We start from the raw sequence: 5,205 nt of genomic DNA, 5'->3' as shown, positions 1-5,205 counted from the left end.
TCGAGCCACTGCCGCTGGCCAAGCTCGCATTGCCGCTAGCTCCGGCGTTGGCACCCACAGAGCTGCCGCTGCCCGCGACCCCAGCCGCGGTCTGGCTGTAGCCGGCACCGCCATTGCCGTACAAAATCCCGCCCGCCCCACCATTAGGACTGCCCGCGCTGCCCGCAGCACCATCACCAACCAGCGGACGCCCCAACCGCGCCTCGGTGTGGGCATTCAATACACCAAGCACCCGCTGTTCAAAGCTTTGCAACCACCCAACATTGGCCGCCTCGGCACCCGCATACGCCTGCCCCGCGCCCTGCACCGCCTGCGCCCACCGCGCCTCAAATGCCTCCGCTACAGCACTGCACTGCTGATAGGCCTGCCCATGACCAGAAAACAACGCCGCCACCGCCGCCGACACCTCATCACCCGCAGCCACCGCCACCCGCGACGTCGACACCACCGCCGCCGCATTCACCGCCCGAACCACTACCCCAATCCGCTCCACATCGGCCGCCGCCACCACAACCGCCTCCGGCACCACCCACACCACACCAGACAAAACCCGCTCCCTTCACGACATCCTGGCCCCGAAACCCATCGCCGAGCAGCGCCACACTACGACCACCCCCACCACACCGTGGCGAAACACACACCCTCAAAACAAACCCAAATAATCCACGATGCCAGCACCATCACCACCGGCCCGCGACACCGCTGACAGTTCGATGGGTGAGCGGCACGCTCGACGCCAAGTCAGACCTCCTGGCCAACATGCCGCAGGTGACTAATTCATCTGTCGCACAACAACATCAGGACTGGGTGCTGGTCGGCACCGGTGCGGCCCGCAATAAGGTGGCCATCACCATCCGATCAGACGCTGGCCTTAGCGCCTCATGCCGGAGCTCCGGAGGTCCCGGGTGTGCCATAGAGCTTCCCGGCGTTACCACCCGGGCCGGGCACGCCCGGACTCCCAGGCAAGCCCGGACCGCCCGGGAGTCCCTCCTCAACAGGGCTAACCGCGCCGCCCTGACCCCCGAGGCCGGCAGCACCCGCGTCACCGCCGCGGCCACCATCACCGATCAACTGGACATCCCCACCAGCGCCTCCGGCCCCTCCGGAGCCACCGTCCCCGCCGTCGCCACCAGTGATGCGCGAGCTGTTGTTGATGGGGCCGGTGGCGTTGACGGCTCCACCATCACCCCCCTCGCCGCCGGACCCGCCAATGCCGCCGGCCCCGCCGGCGCTGGCACCCGCACCACCGGTGCCACCGTTTCCGCCGGCGCCGCCAGTCGTGCCGTTGCCACCGTTGCCGCCGCCACCGCCGGCGGCGCCGCTGCCCGCGTTTTCGGCCGGGGCGTTGGTGCCGCCGCCGGTACCGCCGTTGCCACCGGCGCCACCCGCAAGGCCCGCGACGCCCGTGCTGTTGCCCGAGTTGCCGCCCTTGCCGCCAGCACCGGCGTTGCCGCCGCTGCCACCGTTTCCGGCACCGCCGTTCGCGCCTGCGCCACCATTGCCGCCCTGGCCACCGGAGCCGGCGGATCCGTGGCCGCCGCTGCCGCCGCTGCCGCCGTTCCCTCCATGACCGGCGGCGAGGCCCAGTGCCGTAGCACCGTTACCGGCAGCGGCCCCACCATCAGCGCCGTGGGCACCGGCGCCGCCCGTGGTGCCGTTGCCTCCGCTGCCACCGCCGCCGCCGTTGCCGCCACTGCCGCCCCGGCCGCCTGGACTGTTAGTGCCGCCGCCGTTGCCGGCGGAACCCGCGGCACCACCGGCAAGACCCGCGACGCCAGTGCTGTTGCCGGAGTTGCCTCCGTTGCCGCCGTTACCGCCGTCGCCGCCGGTCGAACCACCGCCGTGGCCGCCGTGGCCGGCGCTCCCGCCGGCGCCACCCTGCCCGCCGGCGCCTTGGGTGCCGTGGCCACCGTTGCCACCGTTGCCGCCGTTGCCGCCGTTGCCCGCGGTGACGTTCACGACATTGCTGCCGCTGGACGCACCGGAGCTACCGTTGCCGCCATTACCACCGGCACCCCCCGTGGTGCCGTTGCCGCCGTTGCCGCCGGCGCCACCGTTGGCGCCCTCGCCGCCCACGGCGTTCGTGTTGGCCTTGCCCGCGGTGCCCGCGTTGCCGCCATCGCCTCCGGCACCGCCGGCACCTTCCGTGCCATTTCCGCCATGCCCGCCGGCACCGCCTGCGCCACCGTTGCCCGTGGTGGTGCTGTTGCTGGTACCGCCGTTACCTCCGGCACCCCCGACGCCGCCCGCGCCGCCCGCACCCTGCGTGCCGTTGCCGCCGTTTCCGCCGGCACCCCCGGCGCCGGCATCTCCGCCCAGTCCGGTATCCCCGCCGTTGCCGCCGTGGCCACCCTTGCCGCCGGCACCGCCGACGCCACCTATGTCGCTGTCGCCGCCGTGGCCACCGATGCCGCCGAAGCCACCATTGCCGCCGTCGCCGTCGATACCGCCATTACCGCCGTAACCGCCTTGGCCACCGGCACCACCAAACCCCTTGGTTGCGTTGCCGCCGGCACCAGCGTTACCGCCGCTACCACCAGAGCCGGTGAAGTTGCCCTGGCCGCCGAAGCCGCCCATACCGCCTTCGCCACCACCGAAGTCGCCCGCACCACCGGCGCCGCCCGAACCGCCGGAGCCGCCTGAATTTCCGGCTCCGCCAAGGCCGCCCTGGCCGCCGAAGCCGCCAATCCCACTGGTACTGCTACCGCCTTTGCCGCCGCTACCGCCGTTGCCGCCGGGGCCGCTTACGCTGTCACCCAGTCCGCCGGCCCCACCGGCGCCTCCCGGACCGCCAAACCCAGTGCCAGCGCCGCCGCCGGCGCCGCCGCTGCCGCCATGGCCACCGACTGCCGCAGAGGTACCGCTGACAGTGCCGCTGCCGCCAAGACCACCGAAGCCGCCAAGGCCGCCGTTGATCATGCCGGTGCCGCCGGCCCCGCCATCACCTCCCTTGCCGCCCGTGCCTGCGAAGCCCGCCTGGTCCAGCGCTCCCCCGCCATTGCCGCCGTTACCCGCGGCACCTCCGTTGAGACCCGAACCACCGTTACCGCCGTGGCCACCGGCCGCGCCGTCTTTGGCGGAACCGCCGGCCTTTGCCTGAGCGGAACCGCCATCGCCACCGTTACCGCCCTTGCCGCCGTTGTGAGTGATGCCGTCGGCACCGTCCAGGCCCGTCGAGGAGCCAGTGCCGGCGACACCTCCCGTCCCGCCGACGCCGGCATTACCGCCGTCGCCGCCGTCACCGCCACGACCGACAGAACCGCTATCGGAACTGCTGGTCCCGGCCTGCCCGAGTCCACCGTCACCGGCGGTGCCGCCGTTACCGGCATTGCCGCCGTTCCCGCCTGCGCCGGTGCTGCCGTGGCTGAACCCCTTCGCCTGTGCCTGACCGCCCACGCCGCCGTTACCGCCGGCGCCTCCGTTACCTCCGTTACCGCCGTTGCCGCCGTCCTGACCGTCACCGCCGGGACCCGGAAACCCGCTAGAGCCCTGAGAGCCCGTCATGCCGTTGCCGCCGTCACCGCCCTTGGCACCGGTGCCGCCATTGCCGCCGTCACCGCCGTGGCCGGCAGCCATACCGCCGTTACCGCCGGCCCCACCTTTTCCACCGGCCCCACCGTCGGTGCCAGACGTGCCTGAAATCCCGGTATCGGTGGCAGAGTCACCGTCTGTGCCGGCTCCGCCGTTGCCGCCCCGTCCGCCGTGACCGCCGTTGCCCAGGGACCCGCCGTTGCCGCCCCTGCCGCCGTCACCGCCGTCACCGCCCGCAGCGGTGGCGGTGGCGCCGTTTCCGCCGTTGCCGCCGTTTCCGCCGCTGGTGGGCGCGCTGCCGTCTGCCCCGTCCGCCCCCTTCATGGCCGGAATGACGCCCTTACCGCCAGCGCCACCTTGGCCACCACCGCCCACTTCACCGCCGTTGCCACCGTTACCGCCGGCACCCTGGTTCACAGTCAAAGTCGAATCACCAGCGGCCCCGCCGCCGCCGTTACCCGCCGCACCGCCGTTGCCGGCGGCACCGCCGTTGCCGGCCTTGGCGAATAGGGCGAAGGAGTCGCCGCCCTTACCGCCGGAGCCCCCGCTACCCCCGTTACCGCCGTTGCCGCCACTCTCGCCGTTGGATAGTGCGGAGAAGTCTTGTCCGTCGGCTCCGGCGGCCCCATTACCGCCCCGGCCACCGTCGCCGCCGGTGCCGGCGTTCGACCCGCCGTTGCCGCCGTAGCCACCGTTGCCGCCATTGCCGCCGCTGCTGCCGGGCGTCGGGTTACCGGCACCGGCACCGCCCGTTCCACCCATGCCGCCGTTCCCGAGCGACCCGCCGTTGCCGCCATTGCCACCGTTGCCGCCACTGCCGCCCGGGGTGGTGGGGGTAGCGCCGGCACCGCCGTTGCCGCCGTTACCACCGCTAGTGGGTGCGGTGCCATTTGGTCCGGTCGTGCCGTCCAAGGCCGGGTTGGCGCCCTGACCAGCAGCCCCACCTTGACCTCCGGCGCCGGGGTTGCCGCCGTTGCCGCCGTTGCCGCCGTTGCCTTGTAGGACTGTCAGAGTCGGATCACCAGCGGCCCCGCCGCCGCCGGAGCCAGCGACACCGCCGCTACCGCCCGCGCCGCCGCCGCCCGCTTTCCCGTTGAGTCCTGCGACCGCAGTACCGCCGGCACCGCCGCTACCGCCGGCGCCGCCTTGACCGCCGTCACCCCCGTGTCCGCCGTCACGGCCATCCGACCCCGATGCGGCGGCGTCGAACCCGTTGCCGCCCACACCGCCGCTACCGCCGGTGCCGCCATTGCCGCCGGCACCGGCATTGCCGTGCTGCGCGCCGCCGTTACCGCCGGTCCCGCCCTGGCCCCCGGCCGTGCCATGGCCGCCGGCACCGCCCGTCGTTTGCAACGAGGTGCCGGTGGTGCCGGTGGAGCCCGTGTGGCCGGTGCCGCCGGCGCCGCCGGTGCCGCCGTCGCCGAAAGACCCGCCATGACCGCCATTACCGCCGGCCCCACCCGCATACAAGGACGAGTTGCTGCTGGCACCACTACCGCCGGCGCCGCCGTGACCGCCACCGGTGGTGGGTGTGGCCCCCGTAGCACCGTGCGCCCCGGCCTACCACAGCGAAGTCCACCACGTCACCGGCTGGACCACCACCGCCCGCACCGACATCACCGACCTCACCCTGGCCTGCGGACCCCACAACAGACTCGCCGAAACCGGCTGGAC

Annotated in this window: 2 protein-coding genes and 1 pseudogene; 1 reads left to right on the top strand and 2 read right to left on the bottom strand. The window is 73.2% G+C overall.

All coding sequences use genetic code 11. From position 1 onward, the window contains the following. Together A5636_RS21200 and A5636_RS21195 are read right to left on the bottom strand one after the other, a co-directional pair. On the bottom strand, positions 1-538 hold a 538-nt coding region (locus tag A5636_RS21200), incomplete at its 3' end, for a PE family protein (protein WP_301336735.1). A gap of 341 nt (positions 539-879) precedes the next feature. After that, on the bottom strand, positions 880-5,001 hold the full coding sequence (locus A5636_RS21195) for a hypothetical protein (protein ID WP_065160603.1): 4,122 nt from the start codon (positions 4,999-5,001) through the stop codon (positions 880-882). An 82-nt stretch (positions 5,002-5,083) separates the two neighbouring features. Between A5636_RS21195 and A5636_RS25770 the strand changes: the two are divergent. Then, positions 5,084-5,205, top strand: a pseudogene (locus A5636_RS25770) (HNH endonuclease signature motif containing protein); the annotation flags it as partial.

This window comes from Mycobacterium asiaticum (genome assembly GCF_001673315.1).
Lineage (GTDB): Bacteria > Actinomycetota > Actinomycetes > Mycobacteriales > Mycobacteriaceae > Mycobacterium > Mycobacterium asiaticum_B.
The sequence above is the reverse complement of the archived record's forward strand: the minus strand, read 5'-3'. Positions and strand labels throughout refer to the sequence as shown.